Annotated in this window: 15 protein-coding genes and 1 riboswitch; of the genes, 9 read left to right on the forward strand and 6 right to left on the reverse strand. The window is 69.8% G+C overall.

What is annotated here, in order from left to right; translation table 11 throughout:
• Window positions 1-189: 189 nt before the first annotated feature.
• Entirely contained in the window at window positions 190-480 is a 291-nt protein-coding gene (locus tag ACFSVL_RS01525) for a 4a-hydroxytetrahydrobiopterin dehydratase (protein ID WP_378299634.1), read from the reverse strand.
• A gap of 24 nt (window positions 481-504) precedes the next feature.
• Window positions 505-617, forward strand: a riboswitch (TPP riboswitch).
• 31 nt (window positions 618-648) lie between these two features.
• On the opposite strand from ACFSVL_RS01525, the gene ACFSVL_RS01530 reads away from it, so the two are divergent.
• From ACFSVL_RS01530 to ACFSVL_RS01540, 3 genes are read left to right on the forward strand one after another with little or no spacing between them, the layout of a single operon-like run.
• Window positions 649-1,716 carry a thiamine ABC transporter substrate-binding protein gene (locus ACFSVL_RS01530; RefSeq protein WP_378299685.1) on the forward strand — a complete coding sequence of 356 codons (1,068 nt, stop codon included), beginning with the start codon at window positions 649-651 and terminating at the stop codon, window positions 1,714-1,716.
• The gene (locus tag ACFSVL_RS01535) at window positions 1,692-3,329 is read left to right on the forward strand and encodes an ABC transporter permease (protein ID WP_378299636.1); all 1,638 of its coding nucleotides are present in this window, start codon (window positions 1,692-1,694) and stop codon (window positions 3,327-3,329) included. Before ACFSVL_RS01530 ends, ACFSVL_RS01535 begins: the two co-directional genes overlap by 25 nt.
• Window positions 3,329-4,336, forward strand: coding sequence for an ABC transporter ATP-binding protein (locus ACFSVL_RS01540; protein WP_378299638.1), 1,008 nt, complete (start codon window positions 3,329-3,331; stop codon window positions 4,334-4,336). The genes ACFSVL_RS01535 and ACFSVL_RS01540 overlap by 1 nt, the downstream gene beginning before the upstream one ends.
• A gap of 9 nt (window positions 4,337-4,345) precedes the next feature.
• Here ACFSVL_RS01540 and ACFSVL_RS01545 read toward each other — a convergent pair whose 3' ends face one another.
• The 3 genes from ACFSVL_RS01545 to ACFSVL_RS01555 are packed head-to-tail and all read right to left on the reverse strand — an operon-like array spanning window position 4,346 to window position 7,348.
• Window positions 4,346-5,227 (reverse strand): ABC transporter permease, encoded by an 882-nt coding sequence (locus ACFSVL_RS01545; RefSeq protein ID WP_378299640.1) that lies wholly within the window; start codon window positions 5,225-5,227, stop codon window positions 4,346-4,348.
• A 34-nt stretch (window positions 5,228-5,261) separates the two neighbouring features.
• A complete protein-coding gene (locus ACFSVL_RS01550; protein WP_378299642.1) occupies window positions 5,262-6,266 on the reverse strand; it encodes an ABC transporter ATP-binding protein in 1,005 nt (334 codons plus the stop codon).
• The gene (locus ACFSVL_RS01555) at window positions 6,263-7,348 is read right to left on the reverse strand and encodes a LolA family protein (RefSeq protein ID WP_378299644.1); all 1,086 of its coding nucleotides are present in this window, start codon (window positions 7,346-7,348) and stop codon (window positions 6,263-6,265) included. The genes ACFSVL_RS01550 and ACFSVL_RS01555 overlap by 4 nt, the downstream gene beginning before the upstream one ends.
• A gap of 145 nt (window positions 7,349-7,493) precedes the next feature.
• On the opposite strand from ACFSVL_RS01555, the gene ACFSVL_RS01560 reads away from it, so the two are divergent.
• Genes ACFSVL_RS01560 through ACFSVL_RS01570 form a run of 3 tightly spaced genes read left to right on the forward strand, consistent with a single transcriptional unit; the run spans window position 7,494 to window position 9,951 of the window.
• Window positions 7,494-8,204, forward strand: a complete 711-nt coding sequence (locus tag ACFSVL_RS01560; RefSeq protein ID WP_378299646.1) for a response regulator transcription factor — start codon at window positions 7,494-7,496, stop codon at window positions 8,202-8,204.
• Complete coding sequence (locus ACFSVL_RS01565; RefSeq protein ID WP_378299648.1) at window positions 8,201-9,526, forward strand: sensor histidine kinase; 1,326 nt, start codon at window positions 8,201-8,203, stop codon at window positions 9,524-9,526. Before ACFSVL_RS01560 ends, ACFSVL_RS01565 begins: the two co-directional genes overlap by 4 nt.
• A 23-nt stretch (window positions 9,527-9,549) precedes the next feature.
• Window positions 9,550-9,951 carry a (deoxy)nucleoside triphosphate pyrophosphohydrolase gene (locus ACFSVL_RS01570; protein WP_378299650.1) on the forward strand — a complete coding sequence of 134 codons (402 nt, stop codon included), beginning with the start codon at window positions 9,550-9,552 and terminating at the stop codon, window positions 9,949-9,951.
• A gap of 26 nt (window positions 9,952-9,977) precedes the next feature.
• Here ACFSVL_RS01570 and trpS read toward each other — a convergent pair whose 3' ends face one another.
• Window positions 9,978-10,943 carry a tryptophan--tRNA ligase gene (gene trpS, locus ACFSVL_RS01575; RefSeq protein WP_378299652.1) on the reverse strand — a complete coding sequence of 322 codons (966 nt, stop codon included), beginning with the start codon at window positions 10,941-10,943 and terminating at the stop codon, window positions 9,978-9,980.
• A 176-nt stretch (window positions 10,944-11,119) separates the two neighbouring features.
• On the opposite strand from trpS, the gene ACFSVL_RS01580 reads away from it, so the two are divergent.
• Window positions 11,120-11,422 carry a YciI family protein gene (locus tag ACFSVL_RS01580; protein WP_378299654.1) on the forward strand — a complete coding sequence of 101 codons (303 nt, stop codon included), beginning with the start codon at window positions 11,120-11,122 and terminating at the stop codon, window positions 11,420-11,422.
• 342 nt (window positions 11,423-11,764) lie between these two features.
• Here ACFSVL_RS01580 and ACFSVL_RS01585 read toward each other — a convergent pair whose 3' ends face one another.
• The gene (locus tag ACFSVL_RS01585; protein WP_378299656.1) at window positions 11,765-11,923 is read right to left on the reverse strand and encodes a hypothetical protein; all 159 of its coding nucleotides are present in this window, start codon (window positions 11,921-11,923) and stop codon (window positions 11,765-11,767) included.
• Between the two features lie 218 nt (window positions 11,924-12,141).
• Here ACFSVL_RS01585 and typA point away from each other — a divergent pair, with 218 nt between their 5' ends.
• Entirely contained in the window at window positions 12,142-14,070 is a 1,929-nt protein-coding gene (gene typA / locus ACFSVL_RS01590; RefSeq protein WP_378299658.1) for a translational GTPase TypA, read from the forward strand.
• A 243-nt stretch (window positions 14,071-14,313) separates the two neighbouring features.
• Window positions 14,314-16,017, forward strand: coding sequence for an ABC transporter family substrate-binding protein (locus ACFSVL_RS01595; RefSeq protein WP_378299687.1), 1,704 nt, complete (start codon window positions 14,314-14,316; stop codon window positions 16,015-16,017).
• Window positions 16,018-16,024: the final 7 nt, after the last annotated feature.

Below are 16,024 nucleotides of genomic sequence, written 5' to 3' on the forward strand. Positions count from 1 at the left end.
CTTGTGATCGAGATCACGTCGATTGCGCGCGGTGTGCCACAGCACCCCGCCCGCGGCGGCCACCATCAGGCCGAACGAACCCATTCCCACCACGAGTGCCTGAACCATGAGGCTTCCTTCCTGAGCGTCTGTCCGGAAGACGCGCGAAGGGGCCGCTCGTTATGCCGTCGTAGCGGACGTCACACCTGGTCAGCGGGCCGCGAGGACCTCGTCGATCTGCTGGGCCAGTGCGAAGTCGCGGTCGGTCAGGCCGCCGAGGTAGTGGGTGCTGAGACGGAAGGTCAGGGTGCGCCACCGGATGTCGATGTCCGGATGGTGGTCGGCTTCCTCCGCCAGTTCGGCGACCCGGTCGACCACCTCGATCGCCGCCGGGAAGGACGGGAGTTCGACGGTGCGCACGATGGTCGCTTCCTCGCGTCGCCACTCCGGGACGGTGCCGAGGGCCTGGTCCGCTGCCGAGTCGTTCAATAGCTGAGTCATCACTCCATGGTGTCGGCTACGCTGCGGAACTGCCACGGGAGTCCGGTACGCCGGGCTGAGAGGCGGGCCAAGCAACCCGCGACCGTTCGCACCTGGATCCGGATCATGCCGGCGTAGGGAGGCCGTATCGCTCTCCCTCATCCGGCGCAGTGCAGGAGGGGAAGAATGATGTCGCGGACCGTCCGCACGGTGGCAGTCCTTGCCGGAGTCTCGGTGCTCGCCAGCGCCTGCTCGCTGTCCAGCGGCGACTCGGGCGGGTCGTCCGCGAGCACGGACCAGCAGACGCCGACTGTCACGCTGGTCACGCACGATTCGTTCGCCGCGCCGCAGGACGTGCTCGACGCCTTCCAGCGGCAGTCCGGGATCAAGCTCAAGATCCTCAAGTCCGGCGACGCGGGCGCGCTCACCAACAAGCTCGTGCTCACCAAGGGCAGCCCGATCGGCGACGTCGCGTACGGCGTCGACAACACCTTCGCCTCGCGCGCGCTCAAAGAGGGCGTCTTCCAGCCTTACACCAGCCCGGAGGCCGACCGCGGTCCGCAGCGTTACTCCGTCGACCCGCAGCACCGGCTGGCGGCGGTCGACGTCGGCGACGTCTGCGTGAACATCGACCCCGCGTACTTCGCGAGCAAGAGCCTGCCGGAGCCGAAGACCTACGAGGACCTCGCCGACCCCAAGTACAAGGACCTGACCGTCGCGGAGAGCCCGGCCACCGCGTCGCCGGGGCTGGCCTTCCTGCTCGGCACGGTCGCGAAGTACGGCGAGAACGGCTGGCAGGGCTACTGGAAGAAGCTGAAGGACAACGGCCTCAAGACCGTCAGCGGCTGGGAGGAGGCCTACACCAAGGACTTCTCCGGCTCCTCGGGCAAGGGCCCGCGCCCGATCGTCGTGTCCTACGCCTCGTCGCCCGCCGCGGAGGTCGGCGAGGACGGCAAGCCGCGTACCAAGGCGCTGCTCGACACCTGCTTCCGCCAGGTCGAGTACGCGGGCGTGCTCACCAACGGCAAGCAGATCCCGCAGGCGCAGAAGGTCGTCGACTTCCTGTTGTCCCAGCAGTTCCAGACGACGGTCGCGGCGAACATGTACGTCTACCCGGCGCGCCAGGGCGTCGAGCTGCCCGCGGGCTGGGCCACCGCCGCGCCGCAGCCGCCGGCGCCGGCCACCATGCCCGCGGACAAGGTGCAGGCTGGCCGGGAGAAGTGGATCGGGGAATGGCGCTCGCTCATGGGCGCGTGATCCCCGCGCGCACCCTCGGGCTCACGCTGCTCGGCCTCCTGCCGGTCGCGTTCCTGGTGGTGTTCTTCGCCTGGCCGGTCGTCGCGATCGTCGGCCGGGGGTTTTCCGCGGGCGGCGTCGACACCGTGCTCGGCGACCCGCAGACGTGGCGGCTCGCCGGGTTCACGCTGGCCAGCGCGGCCGCGTCGACCGTCGTCGCGGTGCTCGCCGGGCTGCCGGTGGCGTATCTGCTGGCGAGGGTCCGGCTGCCCGGGGTCGGACTGGCGCGCACTATCGTGCTGGTTCCGTTCGTGCTGCCGACGGTCGTCGTCGGCCTGGCTTTCCGGGCGATCTGGCCGGACGGAGGCGTGCTGCCGCTCGTGCTGGCCAACGCGTTCTTCAACGTCGCCGTGGTCGCGCGCACGGTCGCCGGGCTGTGGGCGCACCTCGATCCGCGAGCGACCGAAGCCGCGCGGGCGCTCGGTGCCTCGCCGTGGCGGGCGTTTCGGTCGGTGACGCTGCCCGCGCTCGGTCCGGCCGTCGCGTCGGCGGCCGCGGTGGTGTTTCTGTTCTGCGCCACCAGTTTCGGTGTGGTGCTGATCCTCGGCGGCGGGAGCTACCGGACGCTGGAGACCGAGATCTACCTCCGCACCGTCGACCTGCTGGACCTCTCTGGCGCGGCTGCGCTGTCGCTGATCCAGTTCGCGGCGGTGGTCGCCGCGCTGGTGCTCGGTGCCTTGGCGCGCCGGAAGCGGGAGAACGCCGTGAAGCTGCGGTCCGCGCAGGTCACCGCGCGTCGGCCGCGCGGCGGGGAGTGGTGGACGGTCGGTGCCGCGGTGGTGGTGCTCGGGCTGCTGCTGACGCCGATCGTGTCGCTGCTCGTGGAGTCGGTGTCCACTGCGGACGGATGGAGCTTCGCCGGGTATCGCGCGCTGAACACCGTGGGCCAGAACGACGCGCTGCAGGTGTCCGGCTGGATCGCGGCGCAGAATTCGCTCGCCGCGGCCACGGACGCGACGCTGCTGGCGATGGCGGTCGGTTTGGTGGCCAGCGTGGTGCTCGTGGCGCTCCGCCGTTCGCCAGGCCGCCTCGCGCGCGGGATGGGCGAGACCATGGACGTCGCGTTGATGCTGCCGTTGGGCGTGTCTGCGGTGACCGTCGGCTTCGGCTATCTCGTGACGCTCGACGCGCTGCCCGGTGACCTGCGCACGTCGCCGCTGCTCGTGCCCTTCGCCCAAGCGCTGGTGATCATGCCGCTGGTGGTGCGGATGATCCTGCCGGTGCTGCGCGCGGTCGACGTCCGGCTGCGCCAGGCCGCCGCGACGCTCGGCGCGAGCCCGGCGCGGGTGTGGCGGGAGATCGACTTTCCGCTGGTCGCGCGGTCGGTGGTGGCCGCGGCGGGCTTCGGATACGTCGTCGCGCTCGGTGAGTTCGGCGCGACCAGCTTCCTCGCCCGGCCGGACGCGCCGACGCTGCCGGTGGCGGTCGCGACGCTGATCAGCCGGCCGGGGGAGCTGAACAACCAGATGGCGTACTCCGCGTGCGCCCTGCTCATGGTGGTGACTGTGGTGGCGGTGGCGCTGATCGACCGGTTCGGCTCGGTCCGCGGCCGCAGCACAGTCGGGGAGTTCTGATGGCGCTTACGGTACGGGACCTGACTGTCCACTATGGATCGTTCGCCGCGGTCCGCGACGCGAAGCTGGACATCGCCGACGGCGAGGTGCTCGCGCTGCTGGGCCCGTCCGGTTCGGGCAAGTCGACGCTGCTGCGCGCGATCACCGGGCTGGAGCCGATGTCGTCCGGTTCGGTGGCCTGGGACGGCGCCGATCTCGCCGACATCCCGGTGCACAAGCGCGAATTCGGCCTGGTGTTCCAGGACGGGCAGCTGTTTCCGCACCGCGACGTCGCCGCGAACATCGCGTTCGGCCTGCGGATGCACGGCGTGCCCCGGGAACGGCACGCGGCACGCGTCAAGGAACTGCTGAAGCTGGTCGGGCTCGAAGGGTACGAACGGCGGCGGGTGACCGAGCTGTCCGGCGGACAGGCGCAGCGGGTCGCGCTGGCCCGTGCGCTGGCTCCGGAGCCGCGTTTGCTGCTGCTCGACGAACCACTGTCCGGCTTGGACGCCGGACTGCGCGAGCAGCTGGCGATCGACCTGGCGGATCTGTTGCGGCGCAGCAAGATCACCGCCCTGCTGGTGACGCACGATCAGGAGGAAGCGTTCACGCTCGCCGATCGTGTGGCGGTGCTCGACGCCGGGGAGATCCGGCAGGAGGGCGCGGTCCGGTCGGTGTGGAACAAGCCGGTGGACGAAGACGTGGCGCGTTTCCTTGGCGTCACGACATTCCTGGACGGCGAGGCGGCCGATGGCGTGGTGCGGACCGAGCTGGGCACCGTTGAACTGCCCGGCGTAGACGACGGTCCGGTGCGGCTTGGACTGCGTCCGCACGGTCTGAAGGTCTCCGCCGAAGGCGTGCCCGGCGAGGTGACCGCGGCGGTGCACCGGCGGGAGCATCTGCGGCTGGTCGTCCGCTGCGGAGAGTCCACTGTGGACGCGATCGCGCCGGCCGGGGCGGATTACCGGGCCGGCGATCCCGTCCGGCTTACGCCGGATCCGGACGGGATCGCCGTGGTGGGCTGAACCCCCAGGTCAGCCGTCCCGGGTGGAGAGCCGCCCGTAAGCGAGCGACAGTCCCACCACGATGTAGCAGGCCGCGCGCAGCGCGCCCTCGCCGAGCCTCGTCAGCATCATCGGATCCTGCAGGACGGCGGCCGGGGCCATCGTCCAGCCCTCCGTGAGCAGGAACGGGTGCAGCCACTTCAGCGAGGTCAGGAAGCCGAGGATGGTGAAGACGATGTTCATCGCGAGCACCGAGGCGACCACGAGCATCGGGTGCTCAGTCCAGCTCGAAATCGCCAGCGCGACCGCGCCGATCGCCCACATCTGCAGCACGATCCAGCCGCCGACGAGCAGGATCCGCAGCAGCGCCTCGCCCAGCGACAACGTGGTGCCCGACAGCGTGAACAGCGAGTCCGTGCCGTTGATGATCAACCCGGTGGTCACGCCGGTCACGCACATCGCGAGCACCGCGACCACGGACACCGTCGCCACGCCGAACGCCTTGACCGTCAGCAGCCGCCCCCGGCTCACCGGCGCGATGAGCCAGCCGCGCAGCGTGCCGTGCGCGGCCTCGCCGGCGATCGCGTCCGCGCCCGCCATCGCCGACGCGAGCGGCAGCAGCAGCGTGAGCGTCATGACCATCGCGGCGATCGGCAGCACGAACGCGTTGTTCACCGCCGACGCCAGCAGTGCGCCGCCGCTGTCGTCGGGCGCGTCGCTCCCGGAGGCGCTCTGGCCGACCAGGGTGAGGCCGATCCCGACCACGATCGGCACCAGCGCCAGCAAGCCCAGCACGGCGAGCGTGCGCGGCCTGCGGAAGATCCAGCGCAGTTCGGCGGCGATCAGCCGGGTCAGCGGCACCGTGTCGTGCCCGGTCCGGCTCACCGGCACCGCGATAGCCGCGGTAGTCATTTCGCCTCCGCGGGAAAAAGTACGTCGGCGGTAGTCATGCGTCCCCCTCGGATTCCTCGCCGGCCGCCGATTCCCCTTCGGTCAGCCGCGCGAACAGGTCCTCCAGCCCGGTCCGCGCCCGGGTCGCCTCGTGCACCTCGACCCCCGCTTGCACGAGCACCTGCAGCACCCGGGGCGCGGGCGTCGCGGTGAGGTCGGCGCGGATGCCGTCCGGGGTCAACCTGGCCCCGATCCGGTTCTCCCGCAACGTTTCCACCGCCCGCTCGGCGTCCGGCGTGCGCACCAGCAGCGCGGCGTTCCCCGATTCCAGCAGGTCCGACAGCTCGCCCTGGGCGACCACCGTGCCCGACTGCAATACCGCCACGTGCGTACAGGTCGCTTCGACCTCGGCCAGCAGGTGCGACGACACCACCACGGTCACGCCGTCCGCGTGCAGATCGGCGATGATACGGCGAATCTCCCTGGTACCCGCCGGATCCAGACCGTTCGTGGGTTCGTCGAGCACGACCATCCGGCGCGGCACCAGCAGCGCGCTCGCCAGTCCGAGCCGCTGCTTCATGCCGAGCGAATAGCCCTTGTACCGGCGGCGCGCGGCGGCCGACAGCCCGACCCGGTCCAGCGCGGCGTCGACCGCGCCGGGGATCGCGGACGACGCCAGCCGCGGTTCGGCGGCGGCGAACCGCAGCAGGTTGTCGCGTCCGGAAAGGAACGGGTGGAAGCCCGGCCCCTCGACCAGCGCGCCGACGTCCGGCAGCGCGTGCGCGGACTCCTCCGGCATCTTCCGGCCGAGCAGTTCGACCTCGCCCGCGGTCGGGCGGATCAGCCCGAGCAGCATCCGGATCGTGGTCGTCTTGCCCGAACCGTTCGGCCCGAGCATGCCGAGCACGGCGCCCTCGGGCACGTCCAGGTCCACGTGGTCCACCGCGACCGTGCTGCGGTAGACCTTGCGCACCCCTCGGGTGCGCGCGGCCAGCGGGACCGCCGGGGCGGGCACCTCGTCCGAGATGCCCGCCCCGGTTTCGACCGCGATGCTGGTCACTTGGCGCCCAGCGCTTCGTAGAGCACCTGCTCCGGGACCGCGCCGGCGGCGAACCGGCCGTCGTCGGTCAGGACCGCGCCGCCCACCTTCGTGGTGAAGAGGTAGCCGCTGCCCCACGGGCCGTCGACCCGCTTGGCGAACCGGCTCAGCATCTTCTGCACGTCAGCGCCCTTTTCCTCGCCCTGCGCCTGCTTCGGCTTCAGCAGGTCCGCGGGCACCTTGCCGGTGACGACGGTGTCCCAGCCGTCGCCGAGGAGCTTGGTGGCCTGCGCGGCCTCGTTCGCGAGCGCCTTGCTGCGGTCGTCGATCTTGGCCTGCTTCTCGGTCACCTTCGCGCCCTTGGGCGGGGTGAAGGCGAACAGATCGGCCGACTGGTCGGCGAACTCGATCTTGCTGAACGCCAGCTCCAGCGCCGGGGCGGTGGTTCCGTTGCTCAGCACCGAAAGCCGCAGCGGCATCCGGGTCTGCGAGTCGACCGCGACGCGGATCTCGCGCAGCAGCGTGCGTTCGGTCGGCTTCGGCGTGAGGACCAGCTCGTACGCCGGCCGGTCGGCGACCGTCGCCGTGCCGTCGACCGCGACGTTGCTGCTCTCGCGCACCTTGGCGAGCAGTTCCCTTGCCGCCGTGGCCGGGTCGGCGGCCTTGCCCTCGACGGGCCCGTGCTTGGTCGCGACGTCCGCCGGGATCGTGGTCTTGGTCGCGCTGTTGGTCTTGGAGTCGTAGTCCCACACGGTGGTGCCGTTGTGGATGATCGTCTCCTGCGCCTGCCCCTTGGTGAGCGACACCTTCGTCTTGCCGGTGCCGTCGCTGAACACCTGCGCCGAGTCGACGCCGAGCGCGCTCGCCCCCGGTACCGCGCCGGTCGCCATCTTCGGCAGGCCGAGGTCGTTGCTCACCGACACCGTGCCGTTGAACGGCGCCGGCTTCGCGGTGACCACCGACTGGACCAGTTCCTCCGCGCTGACCTGCGGCAGCTTCGGCGCGTCCCCCGCCGAGGCAGGCATCGCCACGACGACCAGCCCGCCCACGCCGAGCGCGGTGCCGACGACGGCCGCGGTGATGGCCTTCTTCTTCGGATCCATCTCGTCTCTCCCTGTGTTCCCGGGCTTTGGCGGGCCCGGCTCCCGGTGCAGACGTTCCCCCGCCGAGGCTGAGATACCCCTGAATGTTCGGCCCGTTCAGCTGAGATGGCACTGAGAGTACGCGCGTCAGCTGCGCGAACCGGCCATGATGAGGATCGTGAAACCTCGGGTGCTGGTGGTCGACGACGAACCTGGTGTGCGCAAGGCGCTGCAGCGCGGCCTGCGCGCGGAGGACATGGACGTGGTCACCGCCGCGGACGGGCCGACCGGGCTGCAGCTCGCGCGCACCGGTTCGTTCGACGTCGTGCTGCTGGACATCATGCTGCCCGGACTGTCCGGCTATCGCGTGCTGGAACGGCTGCGCGCGGAGAACGTGACGACGCCGGTGCTGCTGGTGTCCGCCAAGGACGGTGAGATCGACCAGGCCGACGGTCTCGACCTCGGCGCGGACGGTTACCTCGTGAAGCCGTTCTCGTTCGTGGTGCTGGTCGCGCAGCTGCGGGCGGTGCTGCGCCGGGCGGGGCCGGACGCGTCTCGCGGTGCGCTGAAACTCGGTGCGCTGGAGGTCGACCGGGCGCTGCGGCAGGTGCGCTGGGACGGTCACGAAGTGCCGTTGAGCCCGCGCGAATTCGGGCTGCTGGAGGTGCTCGTCGGCCGGGCGGGCACGGTCGTGACGAAGGACGAGCTGCTGCGTGCGGTGTGGGGCGAGGAGCAGGCCGTCACGCGGAATCTCGTTGAGGTGTATGTGGGTTACGTGCGGCGCAAGCTCGACGCGGTCGGCGCGGGCTCGATCCTGCGGACGGTGCGCGGACATGGTTATCTCGCCTCGGACGACCAGCTCGACGAGGTCAGGTGACCGGCTCGCCGTCGTTGTGGTGGAGCCGCCGCTCGCTGCAGGTCCGGATCACCGTGCTGGCCGCGGCGATCACGCTCGGCTGCCTGCTCGGCCTTGCCGCACTGGCCGCGAACAAGCTCGACCCGCTGCTCACTGATTCGGTCGACAAGGAACTGACCACCGCGCTCGGCCCGGCCCAAGCCGAGGTCGCCAGCGGAACGCCGCTCACCTCGGCGGACCCGGTCACGGTGCGGGTGCTGGACATCTCCGGGGCGCCGACCGACGGCCAGGCCCGGCCGAAGCTGACCGACCAGGAGATCTCGCAGCTCAAGGCCGGGTTGCCGGTGCAGTCGGGCGGCTCGCGCTGGCGCGGCCAGGTGGTCAGCACGCCGAACGGCAGCCAGCGGCTGGTCGTCGCCGGTGCCGGACTGGTCGGCTTCGCCGCCGCGGTGCATTACGGCGGACTGTGGCTGGTCGTGGTCGCGCTGGTCGGCGCGCTGGTGGCGGGCTTGGCGACCTGGCTGGTCGTGCGGCTCGCGCTGCGGCCGGTGGCGCGGATGCGCGGACTGGTGCGCACGCTGCCGCCGGGCTCCCGGCTGCCGCTGCCCACGTCACACGACGAAATGCGCGCGCTGGCCGAGGAATTCAACGCGCTGCTCGAACGCCAGGAAGAGGTGAGCCAGCGGCTGCGCCGGTTCACCGGCGACGCGGCGCACGAACTGCGTTCGCCGGTCGCGTCGATCCGGGTGCAGGCCGAGGTGGCCGTGACGAATCCGGATCCAGAGCTGTCGCAGGAGACGCTCTCGGACATCCTGGAAGAGTCCGAACGACTGTCCGGCCTGCTCGACGGCCTGCTCGCGCTGGCCCGCTCCGACGCCGGCGAGGTGCCGCCAGCGGAACCGGTCGAGGTGGTGTCGGAGGTCCGCGCTGCGGTGCGCCGGTTGCCGTCCGGGACGCCGGATACGCGGGTGAGCAGCGCGGTCGGGCAGGCGTGGGCGTCGGCGGCGCACCAGGAAGTCGAACTGGTGCTGGACAACCTGCTGCGCAACGCGTGCCGGTACGCGTCCGGGCAGATCGTGGTGTCCGTGCTGGCTTCGCGGTCGAAGGTGCGGGTCGTGGTGGACGACGACGGTCCCGGCATCGCGCCGGAGCACCGGAGCAAGGTGTTCGACCGCTTCTACCGGGTGTCCGACGACCGGGCGCGCTCGTCCGGCGGAACGGGCCTCGGCCTGGCGATGGTCGCCGAAACCGTGCGCCGGCGCGGAGGCCAGGTCCGGGTCGGCGAGTCGCCCGACGGCGGTGCCCGGTTCGAGGTCACCTGGCGGGCGGGAGCGGACCGCTGAATCCGGTGGGGGAGACTGAGCGCATGGACGCGGTCATCGTCGGGGCGGCACTGGTGCGCGACGGCAAGCTTCTTGCCCAGCAACGGGCGTGGCCGCCGCATCACGCCGGCCAGTGGGAACTGCCGGGCGGGCGCGTCGAGGAGGGCGAGACCGAGGCCTTCGCGCTGGCCAGGGAATGCCACGAGGAACTGGACGTGGTGGTCACCGTCGGCGACCGGGTCGGCCCGGAAATCCCGCTGCCGGGCGGAAAAGTGCTGCGCGTGTATGCCGCCGCGCTGCTGTCCCCTGGCGACGAACCGCGCGCCGTCGAGCACTCCGCACTGCGCTGGGTTGGCGACGACGAGCTGGACGAGTTGGACTGGCTTCCGGCGGACCGGGATTTGCTGCCTGCGCTGCATGACCTCGTGAGTGCTGATCACGGTTAGAACCGCGATCAGCACTCACGACTCCCTTACGCCGCCCCCACCATCCGCAACGCCGCCGACACCCGGTGCGAACTGCGATCGATCGCCCGCTCCGCCCCCGCCTTGCGAACCCGCTCCAGCTCAGCGACGTCGTCCAGCAACGCCCGCGTGCCTTCCCGCACCGGACGCAACTCCTCGATCACCGCGTCCGCGACAGCGTCCTTGAGCACGCCGTACGACGGATACTTCTCAGCTAGCTCCGCAGGCTCGCCACCCACACAAGCAGCCAGGATCTCCAGCAAATTCGAGACCCCCGGCCGATTTTCGGGGTCATACACCGGCGCGGAATCCCCGTCCGTCTGAGCTTTGCGGATCTTGCGCCGAATCTGCTCCGGCTCGTCCAGCACGAACACCACGCCCACGGAATTCTGCGCGGACTTCGACATCTTCCGCGTCGGCTCAGCCAAATCCTTCACGCGCGCCCCCGCCGGCGGCAACGTCGCCTCCGGCACGACGAACACCTCGCCGTAAGTGGAGTTGAACCGCCGGGCAAGCGTCCGCGCCAGTTCGACGTGCTGCCGCTGATCCTCGCCAACCGGCACCTCGTCGGCCCCCTGCAACAGAATGTCGGCCGCCATCAGCACCGGATACGTGAGCAAACTGAGCCGGACTCCCGCCTGTCCCTTGGATTTCTCCTTGAACTGGATCATCCGCGCCGCCTCGCCGTACGAGCACGTGCACTCCAGCACCCAGGTCAACGCCCCCAGCTCCCGAGCAAGGTCGGATTGCACGAACACCCGCTCCGGCTCGATCCCAGCCGCCACCAGCACCGCCAGCTGCTCAGTCGCCAACGACCGCAGTTTCGCCGGATTGTGCGCGGTAGTCATCGCATGCAGATCAGACACGAAATACAGATCGTCCGGCTCGCCCTGCGCAGCCCAGCGCCGCAACGCGCCGAGGTGGTTGCCGAGCTGGACGTGACCGGACGGAGTGATGCCGGACAACTGGACCATGGGTTTTCCCTCTCCCTGGATTTTTCGGACCCCGGGAGCGGACACAAAAAAAGCCGCCCACCGGGGCGGCCTTCGCTGGTTTTTCAGCGCAGAGCTAGGAGGCCGCCACGGGCGGCCACCACTGGGTGCTCTGGAAACGCATACGACCACCCTAGCACCGGACTACCGTTCGACCCATGTTCGTCGTCGTGCTCACGTACACCGTTCCGCTAGAGGAAATCGACCGCGCCCTCCCCGCCCACAACGAGTGGCTCACGAAGCAGTACGAAGACGGCCACTTCCTGGCATCCGGAGGCCAAAAACCCCGCACCGGCGGCGTGGTCATCACCCGCCCGATGGACCGCGCCCAACTGGACAAGATCCTGGCCACCGACCCCTTCGCGATCGCCCAGCTGGCCACCTACGAAATCATCCAGTTCCAGCCCACCCGCACCGCCCCAGAACTCACCCTGGTGAACGAACTTCTGGACAACAACTGAAGTCCGTGAGGGGAACCCGCACAGCCCCAGATTCCCCCAGGGTTCCCCTCACGGCCAACTGCCACCGGCGAAGTCCGTGAGGGGCTCCTTCACGGACTTAGATTCCCTCAAGGAGTCCTTCACGGACCGCCCGGCAGCCAATGCACCCGGCCAGCCAGGCACCCAGACCCACCCCCGCACCCCGATACGAAGCCCAAATGCGGTCTGAGGGTGCTTGTCAAGGCATCTTTCCCGCCTTGACAAGCACCCTCAGACCGTCATCACAATCAGGCTTCGGGGTGCCCCCACAACACCCCGGGCGCAATGTCGCCGCCAGGCGACGAGCCAAACCCCCAAGACGGCTCAAGCAGCCTTAGCCACCTGCTTCTTAGCCTTCTTCAACGCCAAAACCGGACACTTCTTACACCGATCCTTAGACCGGCAGCACTTCTTCTTGACCTTCCCGGCCTTCATCAGCTTCCGCACCACAGCCCGAGGATCATCCGCGTGCTTCTTACCCATCCACGCTCCTCAGCAAGGCCGCAGTCAACGCCGCAAGATTAGGTGAGCCTAACCGATCATAGGGCGTGGCGCTCCTCACACCAACCCAACAGGTATCCTGATTGAAGTCCGCGTGTGGCCAAAGCCGGTCAGCGAGAGCCGGTCGCATTTCCCGGTGCCCGTGATCTTCGTTCGCCGCGCGGCGCCACCCGCCTTCTTTCGAGTTCAGGAGTCTTCGCGTGCCCGCAGCAAGCGCCACCGCGGTCGAAACCGGCCGCGCGTCCGGCAAGACCCGGCCCGACCTGCGCAACGTCGCGATCGTCGCCCACGTCGACCACGGCAAGACCACCCTGGTCGACGCCATGCTCCGCCAGTCCGGCGCCTTCGCCGAGCGCGCCGAGCTGGTCGACCGCGTGATGGACTCCGGTGAACTGGAGCGGGAAAAGGGCATCACCATTCTCGCGAAGAACACCTCGATCCACCGCCAGACCCCGGACGGCACGGTCACCATCAACGTGATCGACACCCCGGGCCACGCCGACTTCGGCGGCGAGGTCGAGCGCGGCCTTTCCATGGTCGACGGCGTCGTGCTGCTGGTCGACGCGAGCGAGGGCCCGCTGCCGCAGACCCGCTTCGTGCTTCGCAAGACGCTCGAGGCGAAGCTGCCGGTGATCCTGCTGGTCAACAAGGTCGACCGGCCGGACGCGCGGATCTCCGAGGTCGTCGAGGAGACCCACGACCTGCTGCTCGACCTGGCGGGCGACATCGAGGACGCCGACCTCGACGCGATCCTCGACCTGCCCGTCGTCTACGCCTCCGCGCGCGCCGGCAAGGCGTCGCTGGAGCAGCCCGAGGACGGCGGCCTTCCCGACAGCGAGAACCTCGACCCACTGTTCGAGACCTTGCTCCAGCACGTCCCGGCCCCGGCCGCGGACCTGGACGCCCCGCTGCAGGCGCTCGTCACCAACCTCGACGCGTCGAACTTCCTCGGCCGCATCGCGCTGATCCGCATCCACGCCGGCAAGCTGCGCAAGGGCCAGACCGTGGCCTGGATGCGCGAGGACGGCACGGTGCAGAACGTCCGGATCTCCGAGCTGCTCGTCACCGAGGCGCTCACCCGCGTCCCGGCGTCCGAGGCCAGCGCGGGCGAACTGGTCGCGATCGCGGGCATCCCGGAGATCACCATCGGCGACACCCTCGCCGACGCGGAGAACCCGGTCGCGCTGCCGCGGATCACCGTGGACGAGCCCGCGATCTCGATGACCATCGGCGTCAACACCTCGCCGCTGGCCGGGCGCAACGGCGGCGACAAGGTCACCGCGCGGCTGGTCAAGGCCCGGCTCGACCAGGAGCTGATCGGCAACGTCTCGATCCGCGTCCTGAACACCGAGCGCCCGGACACCTGGGAGGTGCAGGGCCGTGGCGAGCTGGCGCTGGCCATCCTGGTCGAGCAGATGCGCCGCGAGGGCTTCGAGCTGACCGTCGGCAAGCCGCAGGTGGTGCTGCGCACGATCGACGGCAAGCTGCACGAGCCGTTCGAGCGCCTGTACATCGACTCGCCCGAGGAGCACCTCGGCGCGATCACGCAGCTGCTCGCGTCCCGCAAGGGCCGCATGGAAGACATGAGCGGCAACGGCACCGGCCGGATCAAGCTGGTCTACGTGCTGCCGTCGCGCGGCCTCATCGGCTTCCGCACCGACTTCCTCACCGAAACCCGCGGCACCGGCATCGCGAACCACGTGTTCGAGGGCTACTTCCCGTGGGCGGGCGAGATCCGCACCCGGCACAGCGGCTCCTTGGTCGCCGACCGGTCCGGCCCGATCACCGCGTACGCGATGATCCAGCTCGCCGACCGCGGCACGTTCTTCGTGGAGCCCGGCGCGGAGGTGTACGAGGGCATGGTCGTGGGCGAGAACCCGCGGTTCGAGGACCTCGACATCAACATCACCAAGGAAAAGAAGCTCACCAACATGCGGCAGTCCTCGGCCGACGTGATGGAGACGCTGGCCCGTCCGCGCAAGCTCAGCCTGGAAGAGGCGCTCGAGTTCTGCGCGAGCGACGAATGCGTCGAGGTCGCGCCGGAGGTCGTGCGGGTCCGCAAGGTCACCCTCGACATCAACACCCGGGCCAAGGAGCGCTCGCGGGCCAAGAGCCGCGACAACAGCTGAACCTCGCGAAGGTGAAAAAGGGCGCCTCCCGTTCCCGGGAGGCGCCCTTTCGCGTGAACCGGGACGGCGGTTCGTGCGTCCACTCTTATGGCGGTATCCACTCCGATGTCACGGAGTGACGGCCGATGTGGGAATCTCGATGCCGGCCCCCGCCCGGTCATGGCAGCATGTCCGCTCGGACCACGGAGCGCGGCGGGAACTTTCAGGAGGACGAGCGTGCGATTCGGACGCCGGCTGGGGCCGGTGCTGGCGCTGGCGGGAGTACTGCTCGCCGCGTGTTCGAACACCCCGCCGCCCCCGGTCGTCACGTCGGCCCCGCCGTCGAGCACGGCCAGCGCGGCGTCGCTGTCACAGATCGTGGTCGGCGTCGACGACGTGGTCGGCGGCTACAACCCGCACAGCATCGCGGACGCGTCCACGATCACCACGGCGCTGTCGCAGCTGCTGCTGCCCTCGGTGTTCCGGCAGTCCGACGACGGCACGCGCACGCTCGACAAGACGCTGATGGTCTCGGCCGAGGTCGTCTCGCAGGTGCCGTTCACGGTGAAGTACGTGATCCGCCCGGACGCCTCGTGGTCCGACGGGGCCCCGATCGCCACCGAGGACTTCATCTACCTCGCCAACGCGATGAAGACGAACCCCGGCGTGATCGAACCGGCCGGCTACCGGCTGATCTCGGACATCGAATCGCGTGACGGCGGCAAGGGCGTCGAGGTCACCTTCAGCAAGCCGTACCCGGCCTGGCAGACGCTGTTCGACAACCTCCTGCCGCAGCACCTGCTCAAGGACTCGCCCGGCGGCTGGGCGAACGCCCTCGCGACGAGCTTCCCCGCGGTAGCCGGTCCGTTCGCGATCAAAACCATCGACACCGCCCGCGGCGAAGCCACCTTGCAGCGCAACGACCGGTACTGGGAGAAACCAGCCGCGGTCGACACGCTGATCCTGCGCCGCTCCGACGCGTCCGGCATCGCGACCGCGCTGCGCAGCGGCAACGACCAGTTCTCCCTGACCCGCACCGATTCCACCGGCCTGCAACTGCTGAACGACCTGGGCTCGGCCGTCCAGCTGCACACGCTGCCGCGTCCGATGACCGCGTCGGTGCTGCTGCGCCCGGTGAGCGCGACCCTTTCTGATCCGCAGGTCCGCGCGGGCATCGCCGCGCTGCTGGATCGCGGAAAACTGATCTCCGCCGGCGCGAAGGGCGGTCCGTCCGCCACGCTGAAGGCGGACGCGCAGGTCCTGCCGCCGTCGGCGAAGGGTTACGCGGCCACCATTCCGGCCGGTCCGCCCGCCGCTCCGGACGCGGCCAAGGCCGAGCAGTACTTCACCGCCGCCGGGTACAAAAAGGAAGCCGGCGTGTGGCGCAAGGGAAACAAGACGCTGTCGATCGTGCTCGCGTCGCCCGGCGAACAGGATCCGTACGCGTCGATCGCGAAGGAACTGGCCTCGGAACTCGTAGCGAACGGGATCGAGGTCAACCAGATCAAACCGCCGCCGCGCGACCTGTATTCGTCCTTGCTGGCAATGCCGGTGGTGAACGGAAAGCAGCAGGCGAGCCCGGACTCGAACAGCACCGTCGGCGTCGACATCGCGGTAGTGGGCCAGCCCGTAGGCGGCGACCCGGCGACGGTACTGGCGTCCAGCTACGGCTGCGCCCCCGAGCCGGTGCCCGCCGACAAGACAAAACCGGTGGTGCCCGCCAATCCCGCCGGAATGTGCGACCAGGGTCTGCAAGCGACGATCGACTCAGCCCTCACCGGATCCGCGACGGTCACCGACTCGCTCAAGACCCTGGAACCGCAGCTGTGGTCCCAGAACATCGCGATCCCGCTGTTCCAGCAAGCCGAGACTTTGGCGGTAGGCAAGGGAATCTCCGGCCTGACGCCTGGCCCGCCGATGCAGGGCCCGTTCGGCTCCGCGGTGAACTGGACTCGCGGCGCCACCTGATCCGGCA

Source organism: Amycolatopsis silviterrae (genome assembly GCF_042684085.1).
In the GTDB taxonomy this organism is placed as follows: Bacteria; Actinomycetota; Actinomycetes; order Mycobacteriales; family Pseudonocardiaceae; genus Amycolatopsis; species Amycolatopsis silviterrae.